We start from the raw sequence: 24,655 nt of genomic DNA, 5'->3' as shown, positions 1-24,655 counted from the left end.
TCACGAACGCGGCCACAAGAGCGCCTTGACCAAGCCCCGTTCAGGCGGCCCGGATCGTTTCGAGGAACCGGTCGACCTCTTCGCGCAGGCGACCTGACTGCAACGAAAGATCATCGGCGGAGGAGCGAACCTGCGTGGAGGCGGCGTTTGTTTCCTGGGACGCTTGTGAAACGGTGACAATGCTGCCGGAGACCGATTGCGTGCCCACGGCTGCTTCGGTGATGTTGCGCGCCACTTCCTGCGCGGTCACCCCCTGCTGCTCGATCGCGGCGGCGATGCCGTTGGAGAGCATTTCCAACTCGTTGATGACCGTTCCGATCTCCGAGATCCCGTCCACCGCGGCCCGTGCTCCGGCCTGAATGTCGTCGATCAGCTTGGCGATATTCCCGGTTGCATTCGAGGTCTGTCCCGCCAGTTCCTTGACCTCGCCCGCCACGACCGCGAAGCCCTTGCCGACCTCGCCTGCCCGCGCGGACTCGATGGTCGCATTCAGGGCCAGCAGGTTGGTCTGCGATGCGATGTCGGAGATCATCGAAACGACCTCGCCGATTTTGTCCGTCATGCCGGACAACACCTTCATCTGCTGTGACGTTTTGCCGACGGCGCTTGTCGCCTTGCTGGAAACCTCCGAAGCCCGCGCAACCTGCGTGTTGATCTCTGCAACCGAGGCCGTCATCTCATCCGTGGCGGTGGCAACGGATTGCACATTGGCCGCCACCTGTTCGGCTGCTGCGGCCACGGCGGAGGCCTGCTCGTTGGTGTTCTGCGATGAGCCGGAAACCTGGCTCGCCATGTGGTTCAGATGTTCGGAAGCCGCGGAAACCGACGAGACGATCTGGCCGACGCTTTCATTGAAGGAATCGGCCAGTTGCTGCATCAGAGCCGTCTTTTCTGCACGGGACCGCTCTTCGTGCCTTGCCTGTTCCGCCATGAGTTCCTCATTGCGAATGGCATTCGCCCTGAAGATCTCCACCGCTCGGGCCATGTCGCCAAGCTCGTTGGCGCTTTGTGTATTGGGAATTCGAACGGATGTCTCCCCATCAGCGAGGACCCGCATCGCACTCGTCAGCCGACGCAAGGGTCCGGTGATACTGCCCGCAATCAGAAACCCGAAACCGCAGGCCAGGACAAGAACCAGCCCGGCAGCAAAGATGAATGTCTGCCGGGTGGTTTCGCGAAGACCAAGCAGGTGGGCCTCGGCCTTGGCCTTGCCAGCTTCCGCCTCGGTGAAAACCGCGTCGAAGACAGGCGCCAGATCCGCAAAGGTCGTACTCAGCTCCTTGATTGCAGTCTCCAGTTTCGACGAGGTTTGCGCATATTCGCGAAAGCCCGCCTGGTAGACATCCATCAGTCGGCCCAACTCCGCCTTCACGGCACCGTCAAGGGCGGCTTCCTTGAGCAGGTTGTCGAATTCGCCCCGTCGTTCATCGATGCGCTTGATGTATTTGGCGCCACCGCGCAGCATGAAGTCCTTTTCGTGTCGACGCATCATCAGCATCTTCACGGTCAGCGCATCGAGATTGGCTTCCCCGATCGTTTTCTCGACTTCATGAACCGCCTTGCGCAGCCGGCCCTGCACGCCCTCTTCCTCGGAAAGGCCCAGTTCTGTGTAGATTTCCGTGACCGACTGGAATTTTGCGTTCAGAAGGTCGATCCCGGCCACCAGATCATCCAGATCCGCCTTTATCGCGCGCGCGGCAGGCAGGGCCGCGATTTCACGGATCGTCTCGCGCACGGCGGCCACTTCCTCTCCGTACTTCGCAGCATATTCCATGTCCTTGCGCAGGAGGAAATCCTTCTCACGCCGGCGCATCTGCAGCGCGCCCGTCTGGAGCTCCTGTGATAGCTGCGCGAGCCGGACGAACTCCGCTTGACGCGCGACATCATTTGCGACGAGGCGGTCGCCAAAGAAATACACGGCCACGAGAACGAATGCTGCAAGCACGGAAAGGGCGGAAAGCGCAAGTACACGCGTTCTCACCTTGATATTGGAAATTCCAGACGTAACGTTCGTTATCATACTTGAGCTGCCAATCTGAAATACAAACTGGCAAATACTATTTGTGTTATATATGAAGAAACTTTTTTCAACGTTCATCTAATATATATTAGTACATCAGATTGTGACTATTGACGAATATATGTTGTTTATTACACGTAGTAATTGGACGCATCAGCCAAAATTCCCACATCACACGGCGCGGTTGACTTTTGTCGTGATTACCGTCATGAGAACCGCATCGGAAACACGGTTTTTTCGCAACATGATGCCGCGCCTGAACGCTTGCTCTGCGACTGAAACCACCCGCGCTTCTTGCGGGGGCAACCGTGCTGCCGTCTCCACGAAAACCAAAACGACGAAAACGACCGCCACGACGACCGTCTGACGGTGCTTCTCGTCCCGCACTCCCCGGGGTCGAGGGGTGCGAAGGACCGGTCGACCGAAGAGGTCGCGGTTCAGGGGAGACGAAACCGGCATTCGGAGCTGCAACCTCATGCAGTTCCTATGGAAATCAGGAAGGACGCATCATGGGTTACAAGGTCGCTGTAGTTGGCGCCACCGGCAATGTGGGCCGGGAAATTCTCGGCATTCTCGCAGAACGCCAGTTCGACGCCGATCAGGTCATCCCCCTCGCCTCGCGCCGCTCGCAGGGCACCGAAGTCTCCTATGGCGACAAGACCCTGAAGGTGAAGGCGCTCGACAATTACGACTTCTCCGACACCGACATCTGCCTGATGTCCGCCGGGGGCGACATCTCCAAGGAATGGGCGCCGAAGATCGCCGCGCAGGGCTGCGTGGTCATCGACAACTCTTCCGCCTGGCGCTACGACGCCGACGTTCCGCTGATCGTGCCGGAAGTGAATGCGGATGCGATTGTCGGCTTTTCCAAGAAGAACATCATCGCCAATCCGAACTGCTCCACCGCCCAGCTCGTCGTCGCGCTGAAGCCGCTGCACGATGCGGCGAAGATCAAGCGTTGCGTCGTCTCCACCTACCAGTCGGTTTCCGGCGGCGGAAAGGAAGCGATGGACGAGCTTTTTGAGCAGACCCGCGCGATCTTCGTGAACGATCCCATCGAGCCGAAGAAGTTCACCAAGCGCATCGCCTTCAACCTGATCCCGCATATCGATGTCTTCATGGAGGACGGCTACACCAAGGAAGAGTGGAAGGTGCTGGCCGAGACCAAGAAGATGCTCGATCCGGCGATCAAGGTTACCTGCACCGCGGTGCGCGTGCCGGTCTTTGTCAGCCATTCGGAATCCGTGAACCTGGAGTTCGAGAACCCCATTTCCGCCGATGAGGCCCGTGACATCCTGCGCGAGGCGCCCGGCTGCCTGGTGGTCGACAAGCACGAAGACGGCGGTTACGTGACCCCTTACGAGGCGACCGGCGAGGATGCGACCTACATTTCCCGCATCCGTGAAGACGCCACGGTCGAGAACGGTCTGAACCTGTGGGTGGTCTCCGACAACCTGCGCAAGGGCGCCGCGCTCAACGCCGTGCAGATCGCGGAAGTGCTCGTCAACCGCCGTCTGCTGAAGAAGCAGAACGCGGCCTGACAGAGACGGCGCAATTTCCCTCACGCGGCTGTTGCGCCGGATCTCGCAGTATACCTAAAGACACTTTCTTTTCAGCATCTTGGTGCCAGCCCGGATACGCGTAATTCTGGCTGGCACCAAAGTACTATATTTCTCATTGTCGGCTTCGTTACGCTTTCTCTCGTTGTGTTGTGCAACATTTGGAGGAGAACGCATCATGAAGACTTGGAAAAAGCCGACAATGAATGTCGTTGAAGCCGGTTTCGAAGTGACCCGCTACATGCCGGCCGAAATCGGCAGCTGCGGCGCGAAGAAATAGACCCGCGGTAGACGAGCCGTGAAAATCCGGGTTCTCGGCTCCGCCGCCGGCGGCGGATTTCCGCAATGGAACTGCAACGCGCCGCTGAGCCGGGCCGTGCGACAAGGCCGGTCCGGTTATCTTCCCCGTACCCAGTCCTCCATGGCCGCAAGCGCAGACGGAAAGCACTGGGCGGTCTTCAACGCATCTCCCGACATTCGCGCCCAGATCGCGGCCAACGAGATCCTTCAGCCGGATCCGCAGGGCCCCTTGCGCAATACGCCGATTTCCGCCGTCATTCTGACCAATGCGGATGTGGACCACATCGCCGGATTGCTGTCCTTGCGCGAGCGCGAGCCTTTCACGCTCTATGCCACCGCCCGTGTGCTGGAGACGCTGGAGGCCAATTCCATCTTCCGCGTGCTCGATCCGGCCATCGTCATCCGTCGCGAATTGCCCCTGTCGGGACACACGGAGCTTGAAGGCCCGAACGGGCCGCTCGGGCTGACCATTGAGACCTTCTCCGTGCCCGGCAAGATCGCGCTGTTTCTGGAAGAGGCCGACCGCGATGATTTCGGATCCGAATCGGGCGACACGATCGGCATCGCGCTCCATGCGGGCGGTTCGGTGAACGGCAATGCACCTGCCAACGGCCGAAAGACCCTTCTTTATGTGCCGGGCTGCGCTCGGGTGAGCGCGGATCTGCGCCGCCGGATCGATGGTTCGGGCTGCCTGCTGTTCGACGGCACGGTCTGGCAGGATGACGAGATGCGGCGCACCGGCGTCGGCGAGAAGACCGGCGCGCGCATGGGCCACATGTCGATATCGGGCGAGAGCGGCTCGCTGGCGGCGCTGAGCGATGTCGATGTTGGCCGGCGCATATATGTCCATATCAACACGACCAACCCGATCCTTGAGCCCGGCTCCGCGGCAGAAGCCGCCGTGAAGGAGGCTGGATGGGAGATCGGCTTTGACGGGATGGAGATCGAGCTATGAGCGCATCCGCACACCGGCTGGCGTCCGAAGCCCTTGGCGCCGCGACGTTTCGCATTCCCTACGACGCGGGTCCGGCGGCCGAATTCCTGCCCGGCGACAGTGCCGAGCGGCTGCTGAGGCCTGAGGAACTGGAAGCCACCCTTCGAAGGGTCGGCGCGGCGCGCTACCATGTCCATCACCCCTTTCACCAGCGCATGAATGCGGGTGAGCTGACGCTTGCCCAGATGCAGGCCTGGGCCCTCAACCGCTATTGTTATCAGGCGGTCATCCCGCGCAAGGATGCGGTCATTCTGGGCCGCAGCGAGGACCCGGCCTTCCGCCGCGAATGGCGCAAGCGCATTATCGACCATGATGGCGAAGACAACGATGGCACCGGCACCCCTTCCGAAGGCGGCATCAAGCGCTGGATCAAGCTTGCCGAAGGCGTCGGCCTCGACGCTGAGATGGTGATCTCCACCCGCCTTGCCCTGCCCGCCACCCGTTATGCGGTCGCCTCCTATCTCGATCTGGTGACGAACCATTCCCTGCTGGTGGCGGTCGCCTCCTCGCTGACGGAAATGTTCTCAGGCGCGGCGATCGCCCAGCGCGTGCCGGCCATGCTGGCGCGTTACAGCTACATCACGGAAGAAACGCTGGCCTATTTCACCCCGCGCCTGACACAGGCCCCGCGCGATGCGGAATTCGCGCTTGCCTATGTCTGCCGCCACGCGGTGACGCCGCAGATGCAGGCCGATGCGGTCAACGCGCTGATCGCCAAATGCGACATGCTCTGGGCGATGCTCGATGCGCTCCACCATGCCTATGTGGATCCCGGCCACATTCCGCCCGGCGCCTTCGTGCCTGAAGGGACATAGACCATGCGCGCCGCGCGCCTTGACATCACCGCTTCAAGTCGCCCGCGGCTGCCACGTCACGTGCATCTGCGTTTCGACGCCCTGCGCGAAAAGCCGATCGTGCTCGCCCCGGAACGGGTGCTCTGGCCGGACGAGATTTCCACCGCGATCCTGACACGCTGCGACGGACAGACGACGGTCTGCGAAATGGCGGAGGACTTCGCCCGCGACTACGCCGCACCGCCTGCCGAGATCGAGGCGGATATCATCGCCTTTTTGCAAGACTGGGCCGACCGGCTGTTGATCGAGGTGGCGACAGGCGAAAACGGTGCGGGGACGCAGACATGACCATTCAGCCCCCTCTCGGCATGCTGGTCGAGCTCACCCACCGCTGCCCGCTTCAATGCGGCTATTGCTCCAATCCGCTGAACCTTCTGAAAGCGGATCGCGAACTGGACACCGCGACCTGGCTTTCCGCCTTCGCGCAGGCCGAGGCGCTCGGCGTCAGACAGGTCCATCTTTCCGGCGGGGAACCGACCTTGCGCACCGATCTGGAGGCTCTCGTCTCCGGCCTGTCGGGGCTCGGGATCTACACCAACCTGATCACTGCCGCCGTGACGCTGACCCGGGACCGCCTGTTTGCCCTTCGCGATGCCGGGCTCGACCATATCCAGGTGAGTTTTCAAGGCGCGCGGCCGGAAACCACTGAGCTGGTGGGCCGCTATCGCGCAGCGCATGAAAGGAAGCGCGCCGTTGCCCGCTGGGCCCGCGAAGCAGGCCTTCCGCTGACCATCAACGCGCCGATCCACCGCCTCAACATCGAGGAAGTGCCGGAATTCGTCGATCTGGCGCTGGAGCTTGATGCGGAGCGCCTGGAGATCGCCAATGTCCAGTATTACGGCTGGGCCTATCTCAACCGGGCCAATCTGCTTCCCGACCGTGAAGCGGTGATGCGGCAAGTCGACTATGTGGAGCGCACCCGCGCGGACCTGATAGGGCGGCTGAACATCGATTTCGTGACGCCCGACTATTACGCCGACTATCCCAAGCCCTGCATGGGGGGCTGGGCGGCGGACGCCTTCGTGCTCACGCCCGATGGCATGATGCTGCCCTGTCACGCGGCCCAGAGCATCACCGGTCTCACATTCGAGACCATTGCAACCCGACCCCTGCGCGACATCTGGGAGAACTCGGAGAGCTTCAATCGCTATCGCGGCACCGACTGGCTGCCGGAGCCCTGCCAGTCATGCCCGCGCAAGGAGGTCGATTTCGGCGGCTGCCGCTGTCAGGCTTTCGCGATGACGGGAGATGCGGGCGCGACTGACCCGACCTGCATCCATTCCCCCCACCACGGTGCCTTGCACGACCTGGGGCCAACCGGTGACATGCACCACCGGACCATCGGGCGTGTGCCGATGGAGGCGTGAAGCCGCACCGTTGCGACGGTCTCAGACGCCGATGACGACCTGATTTGTCGGCGCGTCATGGAAGATGCCTGTCTCCGGCTCCATGATCTTGAGCAGCCCGGTGCGGATATCGAACCAGGCGCCATGGAGCACAAGAGCGCCCTTTGCCTCCAGATCGGCGATCCAGGGGAAGGTGCGCAGGTTCTTCAAAGACTGGCGGATGCCGGCATATTCCATGGCAAGCTGAGGCTCGATATTGCGATCGACCGGATTGCAGGCCAGCGTGCGGGCGGCCGGTTCCAGCAAGGTGATCCATTTGCCAATGAAATCGCCGTCCGACAGGGGCTGCGGGTTTTCAGAGCGGAAAGCCTCGATACCACCGCAGCGGGCGTGGCCGAGCACGATGATGTGCTCCACCTTCAACCCCTGAATGGCAAACTCGACCGCGGCGCTTGTGCCGTGAAACTCGCCGTTTTCCTCATGGGGCGGCACGAGATTGGCGACGTTGCGAACGACGAAAAGCTCGCCCGGCCCCACATCAAAAATGCCTTCCGGCGTCACGCGGGAATCGCAGCAGCCGATGACCAGCACCTTCGGCTGCTGACCATAGACGGCCAGATCCTCCAAGGCGCGGCGATTGGGCAGGAAGGACTTCTCGCGGTAGCGGCCGTAGCCCTTCAGGAGTTCACTGGGAAAAGTGGCATCGACCGGGGTCGAATTGGCGGCGGTGGCATCGCCATCGGTGGCAGGCTTTTCTAAGTCGCTCATCGAACATCGTCCCGTTCATCAGACCGGATCAGCCGGTCCTGAAATCACATTCTCCGTCGTCTGTCCTGTTCCGTACCCTGTTCGGGTCCGGCTGACCATACGCGATAAATGCCGAGTTACACTCAGCCCCAGCCCAGGGTTGCCGTCAGCAGGACGGCACCGAGCAGGAAGACAAGCAATGCGCCCGCGATCTCCACACCGTGGTGAATGCGGCGCGCCAGCGGGCTGCTCTCGCCCGCAAACCGCACCGCCACCCCCCGGGCGACGACCGCAAAGACGGCAAGGGCTGAAACCGTCAGCCCCGTGCCGAGCGCCATCACAAATGTGGAAGCGATCCCGGCAAGAACAAGTCCTTGCGACAGCGAAAACACCAGAACGATCAGAGCGCCCGTGCAGGGCCTGAGCCCGACGGCCAGAATGACCGACCAGGCCCGCGCCAGCGTGACCGGCTCTTTCAGCAGCGCCGGATCGGGCGCATGGGAGTGCCCGCAGGAGCTGCAAACACCCCCCTCATGGGAATGCGCGTGGTCGTGACCATGGTCATGATCATGGTCGTGATCGTGTGAATGGGTGTGCCCGCACGCGTGATCGTGACCATGGGAGGGAGCCTTGCGGACGAGATACGGCCGCACCGCCTTGGACCACAAGAGCCACGCGCCAAGCGCGGTGATCAGGGCATAGGACCCGATCTCGAAGATTTCCGATGTTCGGGTGATGGCGATCGAGGTCATGTTGAGCACGACCGCCGCCACCCCGATCAGCACGATCGCGGTCACGGCCTGCGCAATTGCGGATGCAAAGGAAAGCGCCACCGCCTTTTTCAGCGTCTGCCCGTTCGCCAGCACATAGGTGGAGATCACCGCCTTGCCATGGCCGGGACCCGCCGCATGAAAGACGCCATAGAGAAAGGACAAGGTGACCAGCCACCATCCGGCGGACGGCGTCTCTTTCAGCGCCTGCAGCGTTTCGGTCAAGGCGCGGTAGAACGCCGACTGGTTGGCCGCGACCCATGCGAAAAAGCCGCTGAACCAGCCTCCGGGCGCCGCCTGCGCTTCCGGCAACCCGACGCCAAACGGCGAGGGCGCGGCCAGGGCCGGAAGGCTGAAGGCCAGCGACACGCCAAACGTCACGGCGAGCGACAAGGCAAGGCATCGAGAAGCGTGCGCGCGCACTATCGTCATCGGAATTCTGGCCATGGGCGGATCAAGACCTTTCGCCGGAGAGGGCGAGGAGACCGGTTCAGGCTCCGAATCCGCCGGTGGCATCGAAGACAAAGCTCAGCACCAACCCCGCAACAAGGACGAGAAGGATGATGCGCCACATGCGTTTCTGAGCGGGGGTCTGAGGCGTCTTGTTCTTGGAGCGCGGGCGGTTTTTCATCATGGACACGTCAGGGTAGCCTCATTGGACCAGGTTGATGCCTCGGTCTGGAACTGGGGAGGAAGATCGCGGACCGTGGGTGAAAGTTGCGACAATTGTGCCGCCAGATTTGGATCGAGAGGGCCGGCCAGTTGCGTCTTGAGTTTGCAGCCAGTCGGAGCATTGCCGAGAACGAAGGGATTTTCCTTGGTCATGGCGAAATCGACGAAATAGTCCGGATCGAAGACCTCAAGCACCGTCTCGCCGCCTGACACCTTGAGAGCGTCCTTCAGTGGCAAATCGAAAAACAAGGTAAGCCGACCATCGGAAAAATCGAGCCAGTATTGCGTGGGATCCACGAATGGCTGCTCTTTCCCGCTCACCGTCACGAAGGTGAAATAGTCGAATTCCTTCAGGGATTCGACATTGATCTTTGCAAGCGGCTGCAATTCCTCATGGCTGAGGGTGCCGTCTCCATTGGCATCGAGCCCCTGAACCGCGAAGGCGGTGAAGGCGGCATCGAAACGCCAGACCTGTCGCACGCTGATCAGCATGCCCTTGGGGTCGAACACCATCTCGCTGCGAGCCTCCACGAAGACATGCGGATGGGCAAAAGCCCCGCACATCGACGCGAGCCATGCAGGCAGGGCCACCAGAAGCCCCTTCAGCGAAAACAGTCGAGGTCCGTTCGACATCCATGTTCCGATCAAGCGACGGCCGGGCTGTCATTGTCCGGCAACGGTCTCTTTGGAAACTGTACTTGCGGTGCGAAGGCGGCGAAAGCAAGACCGCGACAGCAAGACAGCCTCACAAGCCGCCCTCCCTCGCGCGCTTCCGGACAGGCCAAAAGGTCCCGGAATCCCCTTCCCTCTACGGAAAATTCTTATCGATGGTGCGACATATTGGAAATATTCGCCTATCCATGCCCGTGTCCTTCGACGAAATGAACCAATTTCTTTCGTCAATCAAGTTTATCATCCTTCCAGATAAGACATATCGCCGCAGGCGTCTCGCGGGGCACAGCGTCAACCGGGGTGTTGAACCTCGGCCCACCGCCCCCAAAAGACCGAAGACCGGACAGAGATCCGCATGATCGGCGAACACCTTTTTTGGAGAACGAGGACACCATGAACATCTCCACCCGGCACCGCGCCAGAGACAGGGCGAGCGACATGGAGCCAAGCTCTCAGCCTGTCACCCTATTCGATCACCCCGAGTTCCGGGACCACGAACAGGTGGTGTTCGGCCATGACGCCGGATCGGGCCTGCGCACCATCATCGCCATTCACGATACGCGCCTCGGACCTGCAGCGGGTGGCTGTCGCATGTGGGCCTATGCCAGCGACGCGGCGGCGCTCACCGATGCCCTGCGCCTGTCGCGCGGCATGACCTACAAGAACGCGCTTGCCGGGCTTGATCTGGGTGGGGGCAAGGCCGTGATCATCGCCGATGCGAACCGCGACAAGACGCCCGAACTGCTTGAGGCCTTCGGCACACAGGTGGAACGCCTCTCCGGGCGCTACCGCACCGCCGAGGATGTCGGCATTTCCAGCCAGGACATGGAAATCGTCGCCCGCCGAACATCCCATGCCCTGGGAACGAAGCAGACCGGGCTCGGCGATCCCTCCCCCTACACCGCCCTGGGCGTTTTCGAAGGCATTCGCGCCGCCGTGCGCCACCGGTTCGAAACCGATGACCTTGGGGGCCTAACCGTTTCCGTTCAGGGTCTCGGCAATGTCGGCTTCGGTGTCGCGCGCATGTTGAACGCGGCGGGCGCCAAGCTGATCGTTTCCGATATCAATGCGACCGCCGTTTCCCGCGCGGTTGAGGCGTTCGGAGCGAACGCCACCGAGCCGGACGGCGCGCATGCCGTCAAAGCCGACATTTTCTGTCCCTGCGCGCTTGGAGCCGGATTGAACAAAACCACCATTCCGCAACTGCGGGCGCAGATCGTTGCCGGGGCCGCGAACAACCAGCTGGCCACCGACGCGGATGGCGAGGCCTTGCGGCGCGCGGGCATTCTCTATGCCCCCGACTATGCGATCAACGCAGGCGGCATCATCTCCATCGCGCTCGCCGGTCCCGAAGATGGGGACGCGCTTGTCCGCGAAAAGACGATCGCCATCGGCGACACCCTCACCCGCATCTTCGAACGCGCGGAGGCGGAGGGTCGCCCGACCCAGGTCATCGCCGACAGGCTGGCGGAAGAACGCCTGAGAGCTGCCGGATAAGACCGCGCCCTATTCGGGCCGCCACAAGCGGTCCGGATCGAAGCGATGCATGTCGTGCATCAGCTCCACGAAGCAACGCGCTGCATGGTCGAGAGAGGCAAAGCCCTTCTCGGCCGTCGCCCCCGCGGCATTGCCGAGCGCGCCCTTTGCGCCCAGATCCTGCGTCTTCCAGCCGAACTGCACCGGCCCATGCCCGCGCAGATGCTTGAATTCCTGAATGAAATTGAGCTGATTGGACTTGAAGTCCTCGCGCAGATCCGTGCGGACCAGATCCGGATGAAGGTGCATCATGATGGAGGTTTCCACGTCTCCGCCATGAATGCCGTAGACAAATTCCTCCGCCGGGAACACACCCTCCGGCTGACCGAAACGGGACCAGGCGGTCGCGACCACGAGCATGTCGTGTTTCACCCGCATTTCGCGCGCGACAATGTCTATGATCGGCACATTGCCGCCATGCGAATTGACGATGACCAGCTTGCGCACACCCGCACGATGGACGCTTTCGGCGATGTTGATCCAGAGCTTCGTCAGCGTATCCCAATCGGCGGTCAGCGTGCCGGGCGACGAGATGTGCTCGTTCGACTTGCCCACCGCCTGAACGGGGAGGAACGTGACCGGAAGCTCCTCCGGCAAAAGCTCCAGAACCCGCGCGATCTGACCATTGGCGATCGCCGTATCGGTCGAGACAGGCAGATGCGGACCGTGCTGTTCGATTGCAGCGACAGGCAGGACGGCAATCCACGAGGCCGTATCGCCCTCGGCGAAATCGACGGTGGTCATCTCGTGCCAGAAATGTCGTGGACGCATGGAGGCTCTCCGGGGACTCAACAGGAATGGGAGCCGCCAGCCTAGTGCATCTTACGTACGGTTTGCATCACTTCTGTCGATCGGACAGACCGAATTCTTTGATATGACCATCATTTGGGAGTGCCTCGGGGCAAAGGCCGAAATCACAGCCCCGGGCGGCTAGTCCCAGATGGGACCGCTGACAAGAAAGGCAAAAGCGGCCGCTGTCAGGATACTTGCGGCAATCAGCCCGGCAACAAGCCCGGCGCGGGAGGTCCAGATCTTGGATGGCCTGCGCCGTTTGAACCACGGGTCCCGGCCTCCGTTCATCACGGGACCGTCGAATTTTTCATAATACGTCATCTCTCACCCTCCAAAGCCCTCCGGAGATCCGACCTGAACCGGGGCAATGGGAAAAGAACAGTCCTAGGCTGTTCACCCAAAAGGCCGTCGCCAACCCAAAGCTGTCGACATCGATGAATGCTGTCTGCATTCAGTATTGTTATTGTTTGTCCCTGTCCGGCATCCGGATGCTTTTCACATCCGGCACTCCGACGCGGATCTGGTGGAATTCGCCATGGTTTCACAAACAGAAAACCACAACTTATGGCTATTATCTTCCATTCGATACGCATGAACAGTTTGTACAACACAAGTAGTATTTGCAACGGCTGGACCAAGAGCCACTTTGACGCTGCGACGTGTCGTCGCGCGACCTTAATCCGCATTTCAGGAAACCGCATGAACACAACCATGCGATTAGATCAAATGCCTTCCGTTGGGTTAACTTTCTCATATGCGGCTTTCGGGCAAACTATGACCTATGGTCGCAGAAATCGGTTCTCATGCCGTGGCATCAGCGGCACAGATACGACCGCACGGCGCGCCCTCTTCTCGCGCTGAGAGCCTTAATGCGCCCGACGCACCCTCCGGCAGCGCCCCTGCCTCCGCGTCCGACCCCGCCGTCATCTTTTCCTCTTCCGAGAACGCCACCGGTTCTCCTTCAACGGCAAAAGACACAAATGCCGCAGCCTCGCCGGGTGAGCTCACCGAGGACGAGGAGAAGCAGGTCCGGGATTTGAAAAAGCGCGATGCCGAGGTGAAAGCCCATGAGCGCGCGCATAACGCTGCCGGCGGCATCTACGCCGGAGCCCCAACCTACGAGACGACAAGAGGGCCCGACGGGCGCACCTATGCGGTGGGCGGGGAAGTCGCCATCGACACCTCTCCTGCGGGATCCCCGCAAGCAACCATCGCCAAGGCCGACCAGATCGTGCGCGCCGCACTCGCCCCGGCAGATCCCTCCCCACAGGATCTCCGCGTCGCCGCCGCCGCCCGCCAGATGCGCGCCGAAGCGCAGGCCGCCCTGCTCCAGCTTCAGGCAGAAGAAGCCGCGCAGGAGGATGAGGAAAGCGAGGCCGACCCTGCCAGGGAAGGCGACGGGTCCGAAGATGGTTTCGAAACCGAATCCAGCGAGCCGCGCGCCCCCATTTCCGTCGACACCCGCTTTGCCGCTCAGCGTGCCTACGAGCAGGTGGCCCAGATGATCGCGCCCTTCGGCTGACACGCATGCCGCCTTTGCACAGGTTCGCATGTCGTGACCCCGTAACATGGCGCCGCTATTCTGAGGGCATCATGTCCGGTCCCAGTTCACCCTTGCACATCTTCACCGTTTTCCTGCGCCTGGGGCTGACCTCCTTTGGCGGCCCCGTCGCACATCTGGGCTACTACCGCCGCGAACTCGTCGAGCGGCGCGGCTGGATGGATGATGCGGCCTATGCCGATATTGTCGGCCTGAGCCAGTTTCTGCCCGGCCCCGCCTCCAGCCAGACCGGGTTCGCAATCGGATATCTGCGCGGCGGCTTGCCGGGCGCAATCGCCGCCTTTGTCGGCTTCACCCTGCCCTCCGCGATCCTGATGCTCGCCATCGCCTACGGCAGCACATTATTTTCAACGCAAGTGGGCGCCGCGCTCATCCATGCGCTCAAGCTCGTGGCGGTCGCAGTGGTTGCACAAGCGATCGCGGGCATGACGAAAACGCTCTGCCCCGATGCCCCGCGCGCAGGGATTGCGCTTGCCAGTTTCATTTTCGTGTTGCTGGTCTCTGTCCCGTTTGTCCAACCCGCCGCCATCGCGCTTTCAGGCCTGGCTGGCTGGCTGGCGCTGCGCGGAAAAAGCCATGTCGCCCCTGAAACACTCCAGAAAGCTCCCGTTGGAAAACGCGGTCCTGCCATGCTTGCGCTTGGCCTTTTCGTAGTCCTGCTCTTCGCGCTTGCCTGGCTTGCCGGGGCCAGTGACAACGGGGTCCTGCGGATCCTCGACATTTTCTATCGTGCGGGAGCGCTGGTTTTCGGCGGGGGGCATGTGGTTTTGCCGCTTCTGGAGACGGCCACCGTCACGCCGGGCTATATGGATGAAACCTTGTTTCTGGCAGGTTATGGCGCGGCACAGGCCCTTCCCGGGCCGCTCTTCGCCTTTTCCGCCTATCTGGGCGCGCTCCTGCCCTTCGCCCCCCATCCGGTCGTCGGCGCAGCCCTCGCCCTCCTGGCGATCTTTCTGCCCGGCTTCCTGCTGATCTACGGCGCGCTGCCCTTCTGGCAGGGCTTGCGCAGCTCGCCCCATGCAAGCGCGATCATGAAGGGAGCGAATGCGGGGGTCGTCGGCCTTCTGATCGCAGCCTTCATAACGCCCATCTGGACATCCAGCGTCAGGAACCCGCTTGACTTGCTCCTTGCGGCAAGCGCCTTCCTGCTGCTCACCACGTTCCGGCAAGGATCCGGCCGGGTCGTGCTGATCATGGCTGTCATCGGCATCGCGCTCGGTCTCCTGGACATGAAACCGACTTGAGCGGATCAACCCGTGATGCTCTCCAGGAACCGTTTCGCCGCCTGACCGTGCTCATGGCGCAGACGTTCGATGTCCATGTGGACCGGGATGGTATCCTCCACCTTCCAGTCGCCCGCAATCATCACCCGGTCCGCCGAATGCGCGCCGCACAGGACGAGCGTCGCCAGCGGATCGCCGCCACCGGAAAAGCGCAACTCATCGAGCGTGTAGAAGGACATGTCCGCCTGCTTGCCGACCGCAATCCGGCCGATATCCTCACGACCAAGGCAGCGCGCGGAGCCTTCCGTTGCCCAGCGCAACGCATCGAAATGGCTCACCGTCGCATCATAGGTCAGGCGGTTGATCATCAGCGCATGGCGAACGCTTTCCATCAGGTTGGAATTGTCGTTGGACGCGGACCCGTCCACGCCAAGCCCGACCGGGCTGCCTGCCGCCTCAAGCTCCTTCGTCCGGCACTGTCCGGAGGCCAGCAGCATGTTGGAGGTCGGGCAATGGCAGACCCCCACACAATGATGGCCGAGCTTCTTCACCTCCTCGTCATTGAAGTGAATGCCATGCGCCAGCCACACGCGATCGTTCAGCCACCCCACTTCTTCCAGATAATCGACCGGACGGCATTGGAAATGGTGCTCGCAATAGTCGTTTTCATCGCGCGTCTCGCCCAGATGCGTGTGCAGGCGGCAATCATATTTCTCCGCCAGCGCGACGCTCTGCTTCATCAGGTTCTTGGTCACCGTGAACGGCGCACACGGTGACAGCGCCACCTGGATGAACGCGCCGTCCGAAGGATCGTGATACTTCTGAAGCACCCGTTCGCAATCAGCGAGGATCGTGTCCTCGTCCTGCACCGCGCCATCGGGCGGCAGCCCGCCATCCTTTTCAGACAGGTTCATCGAGCCGCGCGAAACCGTCATGCGGATGCCGAGGCGCTGCGCCTCTTCGACCTGAATGTCCATCGCCCCTTCCAGCCCCGCGGGGAAGAGATAATGGTGATCGGCGGCGGTCGTGCAGCCGGACATCAAAAGCTCCGTCAACGCCAGCCGCGTCCCCAGCCGGAAGGTCTCCGGCGTCACATTGCGCGTCCAGATCGGATAAAGCGCCTTCAGCCAGGGAAAGAGCTCCTTGTTGATGGCTTCAGGATGCGCCCGCGTCAGCGTCTGGAAGAAATGATGATGCGTGTTGACGAGGCCGGGAAGGATCACGTGCCGCCCGGCATCGAAAACCATGTCGTGGGCTTGCGGCGCGCGCCCCTTCCCCACCAGTTCCACGATGACGCCATCTTCCACCACCACGCCGCGCTCCGCGCCGTCGGCGAGAATGGCGATCGGGTCCTTGATCCAAAGACGCATGGAAATCTCTTCCTTGAGTAGAGACCCGCCCGGACAGGCAAGTCCCCGGGATGGGCGAAATGAAAGACACGCTCAGTCCAGACTGGCGGCGAGCGCCTCAATCTCGACGACGAAGTCTTCCCGGGTAAACCCGGAAACGATCATCAGCGTGGACGCAGGCGGCGGCGTGCCGATGAAGGCGTCGCGCGCGGCCATGTATCCGGCCATGTGTTCGCGCCCCGTCACATAGGCGTTGAGGCGGACGATATCGCTCACCGACATGCCCGCCTCGCGCAAAAGTGCCCGAATGGCTTCAAAGCACAGCCGGGCCTGCGCCTCCGCCCCTTCGGGGATGGTGTCGTCATGTTCGATGCCGAGCTGGCCGGAACAGACGAGAAGCCGCGCACCGGCGGGGATTTCCACGCCATGGCTGTATTTTGCGAAGGGCGTACGGATCTGTGCGGGAACGAGATGCCTGAGCAAGGGGCGAACCTCCGAATGAACAGCCTAGACGCTAGACCACAAGACGCCTTCTGCAAATCACCTCACTGCGCAAAAATCTCGCGCAACGTCATGCCCGCGAACCGGACAAAAGCGTCTCTCGTGCAAGGTCGCCCTGGAAACAATCTCCAAGGGGCGCTTTTTTAGGCACTTTTCCTGAGGTACCCTAGCGACATCTCGCGGCGTCTCAGCGTTTGAAGGACAATATGTCAAGGATTGTCCCATGGTGCGGACATTTCCACACTGACGAAATCGAAATGGCACGGCTCTTGCGATTTCTCACCGGCGCCGCCTCTACGGAAGGTGGCCGTTTGTCTTGGCGCGACCCGCAGGGTCATCAGGGGGATAACACAATGAAGCGTCTGGTTCGGTTCGGCCTCGCGGTCGTTGCAGCTTCGGGAATACTCGCCTCGACGGCTCCCGCCTTTGCGCTCGATGAGGTGAAGTTCGGCACCAACTGGCTCGCCCAGGCCGAACATGGCGGCTTCTATCAGGCTGTTGCCGACGGGACTTATGAAAAATACGGCCTGAAGGTCGAGATCGTACAGGGCGGCCCCCAGGCAGCCAACCGCGCGCTGCTGATGGCCGACAAGATCCACTTCTACATGAACGGCAACCTGCTCGGCTCCTTCTCCGCCGCGGAACAGGGCATTCCGCTGGTCGAGGTCGCGGCGATTTTCCAGAAGGACCCGCAGGTCCTCATCGCCCACCCGGATGCGGGCCTTGAGACCTTCGAGGATCTGGCCAAGCTGCCGACCATCTTCATGGGCAAAGACGGTTTCTCCACCTACTTCCAGTGGATGAAAAGCAGTTTCTCCGGCTTCTCCGACGCCCAGTACAAGCCCTACACCTTCAATCCGGCGCCCTTCCTTGCCGACAAACAGTCCGCCCAGCAGGGATACATCACGTCGGAACCCTATGCGATCAAGACCGAGGGCGGCATTGAACCGAAGCTGTTCCTGCTGGCGGATTCGGGGTTTGAAACCTATTCGACCACCATCGAGGCCAAGGTCGACTTTGTGGCCGAGAACAAGGATCTCGTGCAACGCTTTGTCGATGCCTCGATCATCGGCTGGTACAATTATCTCCATGGCGACAACGCCGCCGCCAATGCGGCCATCAAGGCCGACAACCCGGAAATGACCGACGGCCAGATCGCGTTCTCCATCGCCACGATGAAGGATTTCGGCCTGGTGGAATCCGGCGTGGCGCTGGAAAAGGGCATTGGCTGCATGAAAGGCGAGCAGATCAAGAGCTTTTACGACAAGATGGTCGCCGCCGGTGTCGTGCAGGAGGGCCTCGACCTGTCCACGCTCTACACAACAGAATTCGTGTGCAAGGGCGTCGGCATGGACCTCAAGAACTAGGCCACCCTGCTTCGGGACGGCCACTCTGCTTCGCCGACGGTCTTACCTGCTTTGCGGATGCGGTCTGCACACCGATTGCGACAACGGACCGGGGCCTTGCCGCTCCGATCTGCTCCACACCAAGCGGCCTTGCCGGTTTCCACCGGCTCTCCCGACGAACCGCATCGTTCGGGGGCCGCCGCCGGCACTCCTGGCGTTAAACGGATCCGCCGGACCCTGACACGGGCCGGCCAAGAAACGGACAGGTAGCGTGACCATCTCGCCCACACCCAATGCCCCGGCCTCTGCCGCCGATGTCGCGGAACAGCCCCTGATTTCGCTCCGCAACGTGTCGAAAACCTTCGCCAATGGCACTGTTGCGCTGCGCGACATGACGCTGGATATCGGCAAGGGCGATTTCGTCAGCCTGCTTGGCCCATCCGGTTGCGGCAAGTCCACCGCATTGCGCATCATGGCCGGTCTCGGCGATGCCACCTCCGGCTCCCTCGTCTGGCCGGATAGCGGCGCGGGCGGTGAGAAGGGCGACAACGAAGTCAGCTTCGTCTTCCAGGAGCCCACGCTGATGCCCTGGGCGACCGTCTACAACAATGTCTACCTGCCGCTGCGCCTGAAGAAGATCTCCAGGGCGCGCGCCCACAAGGACGTCATGGACGCGCTGCGCATGGTGGGGCTTGAAGGGTTTGCCGATAGCTACCCGCGCGAACTTTCCGGCGGTATGAAGATGCGCGTTTCCATCGCCCGCGCGCTGGTCACCAAGCCCAAGCTTTTGCTGATGGACGAACCCTTCGCGGCGCTGGACGAGATCACCCGCTTCAAGCTCAACAACGACCTCCTCCACCTTTGGGAGAAATTCGGCTGGACGGTCATCTTCGTCACCCATTCGGTGTTCGAGAGCGTCTATCTCTCCAACCAGATCGTCGTAATGGCAGCTCGTCCGGGCCGCGTGGTGGAGACGATCCGCATCGATGCCCCCTATCCGCGCGAGGAAGAGTTCCGCACATCCGCCATCTACAACGACTTCTGCCGACAGGCCTCCGATGCCCTGCATCGCGCAATGGACGTGAGTGAACCAGCATGAGCATGGCCACATTGGAAACGACGATGCCGAACGCCCGCACACAAGCCAACGCCAAGGCAGCGAAACACAAAGCGCCTGACACGCTGTGGCATGCTTCGCCCCTCTGGCGTATCGGCATTCCCATCACGATGTTGGCGCTGCTGATCGCAGTCTGGGCGCTCTATGTCTGGGCCTATGACGTGCCCCACTACATTCTGCCGAGCCCGATGCGGGTGGCGCAGGCTCTCTATACCGACTGGCCAATCCTCGCCCCCGCCCTTCTGGTCACGCTCAAGATCACCTTCACAGCCCTTGCCATCGCACTCGTTGGCGGCGTCGCGCTGGCGATCCTGATGTCCCAGTCGCGCTTTGCGGAAATGGCGCTTTATCCTTACGCCGTCGTGCTTCAGGTGACCCCGATCGTCGCCATCGCGCCGCTGATCCTGATCTACGCGCCCACCACGCAGGCCGCCCTTCTCATCTGCGCCTGGATCGTCGCCTTCTTCCCGATCCTGTCCAACACGACGCAAGGGTTGAAGTCGACGGACCATAACCTTCTGAATCTCTTCGAGCTTTACGGCGCCAGCCGCTGGCAGACGCTCATGTATCTGAAGATGCCGAATGCCCTGCCCTACTTCCTGGCCGGTCTCAAGATCGCCGGTGGCCTGGCGCTCATTGCCGCCGTCGTTGCCGAATTCGCCGCCGGGTCAGCCGGTGCGGGCTCGGGCCTCGCCTTCCGGCTGCTGGAATCCCAGTTCCGCCTCAACATCCCCCGCCTCTTCGCCGCGCTCTTCCTGCTGTCGCTGACCGGCGTTGCCATCTTCTTCACGACCAACGCGATTTCCCACCTGCTCCTGCGCAAGTGGCACGAAAGTGCGCTCAAGAGGGAAAACTGACGTGACCGACTTCGCTGCCCTGACCGGCGCTGCGAGCTATCTGCTGACCAATGCCACCGTCCCCGCCGTCCTTCTGGAAGGTGCCGAGCTGGAAACCGCCGGGACGGATCTTGTGAAGGTCGACATGCGCATCGATGGCAAGTCCATCGCCCAGATCGCTCCCGCCGGAACCGCTGCCCCGTCCCCCCTCACTGTCGATCTGGATGACGGCCTGATCCTGCCCACCCTTGTCGATTGCCACACCCATCTCGACAAGGGCCATATCTGGCCGCGCCACAGCAACGCGGACGGAACGTTCGAGAGCGCGCTGAAATCCGTTGGCGAGGACCGGATCGCCAACTGGACGGCGGAAGACGTGCGCGCCCGGATGGATTTCGCGCTGCGCTGCGCCTATGCGCATGGCACGTCCCTGATCCGTACCCATATCGACAGCCTGCCCCCGCAGGACGAGATTTCCTGGCCGGTGCTGCGCGAGGTGATGCAGGACTGGTCGGATCGGATATCGCTCCATGGCGCCTGCTTGTTCGGCATCGACCGGCTCGATGCGGATGACGGCTTTCTGGAGAAAATCGCCGATCGCGTGAAGGAAGCGGGTGGCGTGTTGGGGGCTGTCACCTACATGATCGCGCGGCTCGACGAACATCTCGATGCGATCTTCAAGGCGGCCGAAACCCGCGGCCTCGATCTCGACTTCCACGTCGACGAGACCTCCGATCCGCAAGCAAGAACGCTGGCGCACATCGCTGAGGCCGCCCTTCGCAACGGGTTTTCCGGCAAGATCCTGTGTGGCCATTGCTGTTCGCTCGCCTGTCAGGACGACGATGAGGCAAAGCGCACCATCGACCTCGTTGCGAGAGCCGGTATCGCCGTCGTTTCCCTTCCCATGTGCAACATGTATCTGCAGGGACGGATCACCCCCGGCCCCACACCGGGGACCCCGCGCTGGCGCGGGATCACGCTGCTGCACGAGCTGAAACAGGCAGGCGTCCCGGTGATGGTCGCCTCCGACAACACCCGCGATCCCTTCTATGCCTACGGCGATCTCGATCTTGTGGAGGTCTTTACCCAAGCCAACCGCATCGCCCATTTCGATCACCCGACATCCGACTGGATCCGCACCGTCACCACCACCCCGGCGGATATCCTCAGGCACCCCGAGCATGGACGGCTCAGGGTCGGTGGCACGGCGGATTTCATCGCCTTTGGCGGGAGAGATTTGTTTGAGGTCATGGCGCGCCCCGGCGCACCGAGGGAAGTTTTCCGCTACGGTAAGAGAATGGAGCGGGTCCTGCCGGATTACCGCGAGCTCGACGCTCTCATGGGAGGTGCATCATGACCGCCACGCAGCCTGATCTGAAATCGGTCCTGGAGGCCCTCAACGGCCTCGCCATCGAAGACAACCCCGCCATCGTCAAGCAGAAGAGCCGCGACTTCTTCTGGTATTCGCCGGTGCTCAAGAAGCAGCTCGAACAGGTCACCGGCGATGTTGTCGTGACACCGACGAGCGAGGAAGAGATCATCCGGGTCCTGAAGGCCTGCTATGCCCATGACGTCCCCGTCACGGTGCGCGGTGCGGGCACCGGCAATTACGGCCAGGCCATGCCGCTTGCGGGCGGCGTCGTGCTCAACCTGGCGGAATTCAACAAGATCAAGGAAATAGGCCCCGGCCGCGTGGTCTGCGAACCCGGTGCGCTCATTTCCGCGATCGACGAAGAGACCCGAAAGACGGGTCAGGAGCTGCGGCTCCACCCCTCCACCTACCGCACCGCCACCATCGGCGGCTTCATTGCGGGCGGGTCCGGCGGCATCGGCTCCATCCGATGGGGGGGCTTGCGCGATCTCGGCAATGTCATCCGCGTGCGCGTCATCACGATGGAAGAGGAGCCGCGCATTCTCGACCTGACCGGCGCCGATCTTCCCAAGGTCGTCCATGCCTATGGCACCAATGGCGTCATCACCGAGGTGGAGATGCCCCTGACCGCCGCCTATGACTGGGTGGACGTGATTGTCGGCTTCGATGATTTCGTGGACGGCGCAAGGTTTGCCGATGCGCTGGGCCAGCAGGATGGCATCCTTCTTAAGGAGCTGGGCGTCATTTCGGCTCCGATTCCACACGACTATTTTCTGCGCTACCGCTCCTATATCAAGCCCGACCAATCGGTCTGCGTGATGATGGTGGCGCCCTTCGCCATGCCGGCGCTGGTCGCCTTTACCGAACACCGCAAAGCCCCGATCCTGTTCCGCTCCGACACCGCCACGCCGGAGGAACGAAAAGGCCTGCCGCCCGTCTTCGAGCTTTCCTGGAACCACACCACCCTGCGCGGCCTGCGCGTCGACAACACCATCACCTATCTCCAGGTGCTCTACCCCTATCCCGACCAGATCGCGAAGGTGGAGACGATTGCCAAGCTCTTCGGCGATGAGGTTCCCGGACACCTTGAATTCGTGCGTTTCGACGGAAACGTCACCTGTTTCGGCCTGCCCGTCGTGCGCTACAGCTCCGAAGAGCGGCTGGAAGAGATCATGCGTCTGCATGAGGACGCAGGCTGTCCGATCTTCAATCCGCACCGCTACACGCTGGAAGAAGGCGGCATGAAGCAGACGGATGAAGCCCAGCTCGCCTTCAAGCGCGAAGCCGACCCCAAGGGCCTCCTCAACCCCGGCAAGATGATTGCCTGGGACGACCCCGATTTCGACGTCACCGCAGACGGCCCCTTCCTGTTCCATGGCTTGAGGTAGAACTTACGTGCGCATTCTCGTTCTTTATTCCCACCCCGTCGAAACGAGCTTCAACGCTTCCCTGCACGAGGTGATCGTCAGGACCCTGAAGAACGCAGGACATGATGTCGATGACTGCGATCTCTATGCGGAGGGGTTCGAACCGGCCCTGACGCGTCAGGAGCGGCTCGACTATCACGATACCGACATCAACCAGGCCAATGTCGCTTCCTATGTGGAACGCCTGGAAGCGGCGGATGCGCTTGTGCTGTGCTACCCGGTATGGAACTTCGGCTTCCCGGCCATGCTGAAAGGCTTCCTCGACCGGGTTTTCCTCCCCGGTGTCTCCTTCAAGATGCGGGACGGGAATGTCATCCCGAGCCTCCACAACATCAAGAAGATGGTCGCCGTCACCCATTATGGCGGCTCGCGGATCCGTGCCTTCCTCGTGGGCGATCCGCCACGCAAGAGCGTCAAGCGCATGTTGCGCGCCGTGATCAAGCCGTTCGCGCCGGTCGAGTATCACGCGCTTTACGACATGAACAACGCAACCGATGCCCAGCGCGCCGCCTTCTTGAAAAAGGTCGAGCAAGCCATCGCTCGGTTCTGATCGCACGACAGGACGCAAAAAGAAAAAGCCCGGCGCGAGCATCCCCGCGCCGGGCTTTTTTTTGCCTTATCATTCAATAAATTCAATCAGTTACTGATTCCAAGCAAGCGGCAGACCTGATCGAGCTGTTCCAGCGACTTGTATTTGATCTTCAGTTCGCCGGAATCCGCATTGGGCTTGTGATTGATGGCAACCGCCAGCCCAAGCCCGTCGGAAAGCCGCCGCTCCAGCGCCACCGTGTCGGCGGGCTTCGGCGCTTTCTCCTTGGGTGTAGCGGCCCCCTTGGCCTTCTTGAGGGCCTCCGGATCCTGCGCCAGCTTCTCCGCATCGCGAACGCTGAGGCCCTTCTCCACGATGATCTCGGCAAGCGCCGCCGGATCGTCGACGGTGATCAGCGCACGCGCATGACCGGCCGTGAGCAGACCTTCGGCCAGATAGTCCTTCACCGCATTGGGCAGCTTCAGAAGCCGCATGGTATTGGCCACATGCGACCGGCTCTTGCCGATCACCTTGGCCAGCGCCGCCTGACTGTAATTGAATTCCGCAACGAGCTGGTCGTAGCCCAGCGCCTCTTCGATCGGGTTGAGATCGGCGCGCTGCACGTTCTCGATGATCGCAAGCTCAAGGGCTTCCTGATCCGTCACCTCGCGCACGACCGACGGCATCTCGTGCAACCCCGCCTTCTGGGCGGCCCGCCAGCGCCGCTCACCGGCGATCAGCTCAAACGTTCCCTTTGTCGCGGCCGAAGGCCGGACCAGGATCGGCTGAACAACCCCCTTCTCGCGGATGGACTCAATCAGGTCGCTGAGATCGTCTTCGCGGAAGGTCTTGCGCGGGTTCCGCGGGTTGGGCCGGATATTCTCGATCGGAATCTGACGAATGCCACTGCGGATGTGAGCACTGTCTCCAGCCTCGCCCTTATCGTTGCTGGCGGGGGCTTCCGTGCTCACATCGCCGATCAATGCCGCCAGTCCGCGACCGAGTCTCTTGTTCCGTGTACCACCGGCTTCGTCGGCCATGGCCTTGTTCCCGCTTCCCTCGACGCCGCATGAGTGCGCGGCTGTCTTCTAATGCTGACATTTTGTTTTGCCGCTTTCAATTCGGACCCGAA

General features: G+C 61.8%; 26 protein-coding genes. 15 read left to right on the top strand and 11 right to left on the bottom strand.

The annotated features are described in order from the left end of the window. Positions 1-40: 40 nt before the first annotated feature. Both ABGM93_RS14270 and ABGM93_RS14265 read right to left on the bottom strand, forming a co-directional pair. Positions 41-2,020 (bottom strand): methyl-accepting chemotaxis protein, encoded by a 1,980-nt coding sequence (locus tag ABGM93_RS14270; RefSeq protein ID WP_321500528.1) that lies wholly within the window; start codon positions 2,018-2,020, stop codon positions 41-43. Between the two features lie 171 nt (positions 2,021-2,191). Further along, entirely contained in the window at positions 2,192-2,407 is a 216-nt protein-coding gene (locus tag ABGM93_RS14265) for a hypothetical protein (RefSeq protein WP_321500523.1), read from the bottom strand. 122 nt (positions 2,408-2,529) lie between these two features. Here ABGM93_RS14265 and ABGM93_RS14260 point away from each other — a divergent pair, with 122 nt between their 5' ends. The 6 genes from ABGM93_RS14260 (at position 2,530) to pqqE (ending at position 7,094) form a co-directional block, all read left to right on the top strand. Beyond that, on the top strand, positions 2,530-3,561 hold the full coding sequence (locus tag ABGM93_RS14260; RefSeq protein ID WP_321500521.1) for an aspartate-semialdehyde dehydrogenase: 1,032 nt from the start codon (positions 2,530-2,532) through the stop codon (positions 3,559-3,561). 196 nt (positions 3,562-3,757) lie between these two features. Beyond that, a complete protein-coding gene (pqqA, locus tag ABGM93_RS14255) occupies positions 3,758-3,859 on the top strand; it encodes a pyrroloquinoline quinone precursor peptide PqqA (RefSeq protein WP_319774730.1) in 102 nt (33 codons plus the stop codon). Between the two features lie 18 nt (positions 3,860-3,877). Next, positions 3,878-4,834 carry a pyrroloquinoline quinone biosynthesis protein PqqB gene (gene pqqB, locus ABGM93_RS14250; RefSeq protein WP_321500519.1) on the top strand — a complete coding sequence of 319 codons (957 nt, stop codon included), beginning with the start codon at positions 3,878-3,880 and terminating at the stop codon, positions 4,832-4,834. Continuing rightward, positions 4,831-5,688: a pyrroloquinoline-quinone synthase PqqC gene (gene pqqC, locus ABGM93_RS14245; RefSeq protein ID WP_321500517.1), complete on the top strand. Its 858-nt coding sequence runs from the start codon at positions 4,831-4,833 to the stop codon at positions 5,686-5,688. Before pqqB ends, pqqC begins: the two co-directional genes overlap by 4 nt. A gap of 3 nt (positions 5,689-5,691) precedes the next feature. Continuing rightward, entirely contained in the window at positions 5,692-6,015 is a 324-nt protein-coding gene (pqqD, locus tag ABGM93_RS14240) for a pyrroloquinoline quinone biosynthesis peptide chaperone PqqD (protein ID WP_321500515.1), read from the top strand. After that, the gene (gene pqqE, locus ABGM93_RS14235; RefSeq protein ID WP_321500513.1) at positions 6,012-7,094 is read left to right on the top strand and encodes a pyrroloquinoline quinone biosynthesis protein PqqE; all 1,083 of its coding nucleotides are present in this window, start codon (positions 6,012-6,014) and stop codon (positions 7,092-7,094) included. The genes pqqD and pqqE overlap by 4 nt, the downstream gene beginning before the upstream one ends. Positions 7,095-7,115: 21 nt before the next feature. On the opposite strand, the gene ABGM93_RS14230 is transcribed toward pqqE, so the two are convergent. From ABGM93_RS14230 to ABGM93_RS14215, 4 genes are all read right to left on the bottom strand, one after another. Next, a complete protein-coding gene (locus ABGM93_RS14230; protein ID WP_321500511.1) occupies positions 7,116-7,841 on the bottom strand; it encodes a carbonic anhydrase in 726 nt (241 codons plus the stop codon). Positions 7,842-7,963: 122 nt separating this feature from the next. Further along, positions 7,964-9,022, bottom strand: coding sequence for a nickel/cobalt transporter (locus ABGM93_RS14225; protein ID WP_321500509.1), 1,059 nt, complete (start codon positions 9,020-9,022; stop codon positions 7,964-7,966). A gap of 58 nt (positions 9,023-9,080) precedes the next feature. Beyond that, the gene (locus ABGM93_RS14220; RefSeq protein ID WP_321500507.1) at positions 9,081-9,230 is read right to left on the bottom strand and encodes a hypothetical protein; all 150 of its coding nucleotides are present in this window, start codon (positions 9,228-9,230) and stop codon (positions 9,081-9,083) included. Continuing rightward, a complete protein-coding gene (locus ABGM93_RS14215; protein ID WP_321500505.1) occupies positions 9,221-9,895 on the bottom strand; it encodes a DUF1007 family protein in 675 nt (224 codons plus the stop codon). The genes ABGM93_RS14220 and ABGM93_RS14215 overlap by 10 nt, the downstream gene beginning before the upstream one ends. 477 nt (positions 9,896-10,372) lie before the next feature. Here ABGM93_RS14215 and ABGM93_RS14210 point away from each other — a divergent pair, with 477 nt between their 5' ends. Beyond that, complete coding sequence (locus tag ABGM93_RS14210; protein WP_321505910.1) at positions 10,373-11,431, top strand: Glu/Leu/Phe/Val dehydrogenase dimerization domain-containing protein; 1,059 nt, start codon at positions 10,373-10,375, stop codon at positions 11,429-11,431. A gap of 9 nt (positions 11,432-11,440) precedes the next feature. Here ABGM93_RS14210 and ABGM93_RS14205 read toward each other — a convergent pair whose 3' ends face one another. Both ABGM93_RS14205 and ABGM93_RS14200 read right to left on the bottom strand, forming a co-directional pair. Continuing rightward, positions 11,441-12,241: a creatininase family protein gene (locus ABGM93_RS14205; RefSeq protein ID WP_321500503.1), complete on the bottom strand. Its 801-nt coding sequence runs from the start codon at positions 12,239-12,241 to the stop codon at positions 11,441-11,443. Between the two features lie 159 nt (positions 12,242-12,400). Further along, entirely contained in the window at positions 12,401-12,583 is a 183-nt protein-coding gene (locus ABGM93_RS14200) for a hypothetical protein (protein WP_321500502.1), read from the bottom strand. Positions 12,584-13,298: 715 nt separating this feature from the next. Here ABGM93_RS14200 and ABGM93_RS14195 point away from each other — a divergent pair. Both ABGM93_RS14195 and chrA read left to right on the top strand, forming a co-directional pair. Next, complete coding sequence (locus ABGM93_RS14195; RefSeq protein ID WP_321500500.1) at positions 13,299-13,784, top strand: putative metalloprotease CJM1_0395 family protein; 486 nt, start codon at positions 13,299-13,301, stop codon at positions 13,782-13,784. A 71-nt stretch (positions 13,785-13,855) separates the two neighbouring features. Further along, complete coding sequence (gene chrA, locus ABGM93_RS14190) at positions 13,856-15,067, top strand: chromate efflux transporter (protein WP_321500498.1); 1,212 nt, start codon at positions 13,856-13,858, stop codon at positions 15,065-15,067. A 5-nt stretch (positions 15,068-15,072) separates the two neighbouring features. Here the strand turns inward: chrA and ABGM93_RS14185 are convergent, their stop codons facing one another. Together ABGM93_RS14185 and ABGM93_RS14180 are read right to left on the bottom strand one after the other, a co-directional pair. Next, positions 15,073-16,416 carry an 8-oxoguanine deaminase gene (locus ABGM93_RS14185; protein ID WP_321500496.1) on the bottom strand — a complete coding sequence of 448 codons (1,344 nt, stop codon included), beginning with the start codon at positions 16,414-16,416 and terminating at the stop codon, positions 15,073-15,075. 72 nt (positions 16,417-16,488) lie between these two features. Further along, positions 16,489-16,878 (bottom strand): RidA family protein, encoded by a 390-nt coding sequence (locus tag ABGM93_RS14180; RefSeq protein ID WP_321500493.1) that lies wholly within the window; start codon positions 16,876-16,878, stop codon positions 16,489-16,491. 371 nt (positions 16,879-17,249) lie between these two features. Here ABGM93_RS14180 and ABGM93_RS14175 point away from each other — a divergent pair, with 371 nt between their 5' ends. The 6 genes from ABGM93_RS14175 to ABGM93_RS14150 all read left to right on the top strand — a co-directional run bounded on the left by ABGM93_RS14175 (position 17,250) and on the right by ABGM93_RS14150 (position 23,544). Next, positions 17,250-18,263, top strand: coding sequence for an ABC transporter substrate-binding protein (locus ABGM93_RS14175; RefSeq protein WP_321500490.1), 1,014 nt, complete (start codon positions 17,250-17,252; stop codon positions 18,261-18,263). Positions 18,264-18,519: 256 nt separating this feature from the next. Continuing rightward, a complete protein-coding gene (locus ABGM93_RS14170; RefSeq protein WP_321334709.1) occupies positions 18,520-19,341 on the top strand; it encodes an ABC transporter ATP-binding protein in 822 nt (273 codons plus the stop codon). Continuing rightward, the gene (locus ABGM93_RS14165; protein ID WP_321500487.1) at positions 19,338-20,216 is read left to right on the top strand and encodes an ABC transporter permease; all 879 of its coding nucleotides are present in this window, start codon (positions 19,338-19,340) and stop codon (positions 20,214-20,216) included. The genes ABGM93_RS14170 and ABGM93_RS14165 overlap by 4 nt, the downstream gene beginning before the upstream one ends. A 1-nt stretch (position 20,217) precedes the next feature. After that, the gene (locus tag ABGM93_RS14160) at positions 20,218-21,552 is read left to right on the top strand and encodes a cytosine deaminase (RefSeq protein WP_321500484.1); all 1,335 of its coding nucleotides are present in this window, start codon (positions 20,218-20,220) and stop codon (positions 21,550-21,552) included. Then, positions 21,549-22,955: an FAD-binding oxidoreductase gene (locus ABGM93_RS14155; RefSeq protein ID WP_321500481.1), complete on the top strand. Its 1,407-nt coding sequence runs from the start codon at positions 21,549-21,551 to the stop codon at positions 22,953-22,955. Before ABGM93_RS14160 ends, ABGM93_RS14155 begins: the two co-directional genes overlap by 4 nt. Before the next feature lie 7 nt (positions 22,956-22,962). Then, positions 22,963-23,544, top strand: coding sequence for an NAD(P)H-dependent oxidoreductase (locus ABGM93_RS14150; protein ID WP_321334529.1), 582 nt, complete (start codon positions 22,963-22,965; stop codon positions 23,542-23,544). An 86-nt stretch (positions 23,545-23,630) separates the two neighbouring features. Here the strand turns inward: ABGM93_RS14150 and ABGM93_RS14145 are convergent, their stop codons facing one another. Continuing rightward, a complete protein-coding gene (locus ABGM93_RS14145; RefSeq protein ID WP_319774750.1) occupies positions 23,631-24,563 on the bottom strand; it encodes a ParB/RepB/Spo0J family partition protein in 933 nt (310 codons plus the stop codon). Positions 24,564-24,655 lie beyond the last annotated feature (92 nt).

This window comes from Breoghania sp. (genome assembly GCF_963674635.1).
Classification (GTDB): domain Bacteria; phylum Pseudomonadota; class Alphaproteobacteria; order Rhizobiales; family Stappiaceae; genus Breoghania.
Note: the sequence above shows the minus strand (reverse complement) of the source record. Positions and strands in the feature narration are given on the sequence as shown.